At 64.7% G+C, this 967-nt stretch carries 1 protein-coding gene; it reads right to left on the bottom strand.

Features of this window, described 5'->3' with window-relative positions:
• Positions 1 to 967: zinc-binding dehydrogenase (locus AC5RWU_RS24355; protein ID WP_493986740.1), on the bottom strand; the 967-nt coding region annotated here is incomplete at its 5' end.

The following is a 967-nucleotide window of genomic DNA, read 5'->3' as shown; positions in this document are numbered from 1 at the left end:
TCAGCCTGCGTTCGGGACGATGAGCGGCTTGATGCAGTTGTCGAGCTTCGCTGAGAAGATGTGGTATCCCTCGGCGATGTGCTCCAGCGGGATCCTGTGGGTCACGATGTCGCTGGGCTTGAGGTAGCCGTTGCGGATGTGTTCGAACAGGCGCGGCCACTGGCGTTTGACCGGGCACTGGTTCATGCGCAGGGTCAGGCCCTTGTTCACCGCGTCGCCGAACTTCACGGCGCTGAAGATGGGTCCGTAGGCACCCATGACTGAGACGGTGCCGCCCTTGCGGACCGAGTCGATGGCCCAGTTCAGGGCCACCGGGGAGCCGCCCTGCAGCTTCAATTTGGCGGAGGTCACGTGCTGGGTGAGGTTGCCGTCGGCCTCGGCGCCCACCGCGTCGATAACGACGTCGGCCCCGAGGTAGTCAGTGACTTTCTTCAGGTGCACCACGATGTCGTCGTACTCGGCGAAGTTGTACGTCTCGGCGTGGGCAAACGTGGCTGCCTTCTCGAGCCGGTACTGCAGGTGGTCGATGACGATGACGCGTCCGGCGCCCATCAGCCAGGCGGACTTGGCGGCGAACAGCCCCACCGGGCCGGCGCCGAACACCACCACGGTGTCGCCCTCGGCGATGTCCCCGAGCTGGGCGCCGAAGTATCCGGTGGCCAGGGCATCGGTGAGCAGCAGGGCATCCTCCTCATCCATCCAGTCCGGAATGATGGACGGCCCGACGTCGGCAAACGGGACCCGCACGAATTCGGCCTGGCCGCCGTCGTAGCCGCCGCAGGTGTGCGAGTAGCCGTAGATGCCGCCGACCGCCGTCGCATTGGCATTCACGTTATGGCAGTTGGAGTACAGCCCACGGGCACAGAAATAGCAGGAACCGCAGTAGATGTTGAACGGGACCATGACGCGGTCGCCGCGTTTGAGGTTCTGCACCGAGGGGCCGACCTCTTCCACCTCGCCGATGAAT

The sequence above is a fragment of the Arthrobacter sp. B0427-1-12 genome (assembly GCF_059092905.1).
Note: the sequence above shows the minus strand (reverse complement) of the source record. Positions and strands in the feature narration are given on the sequence as shown.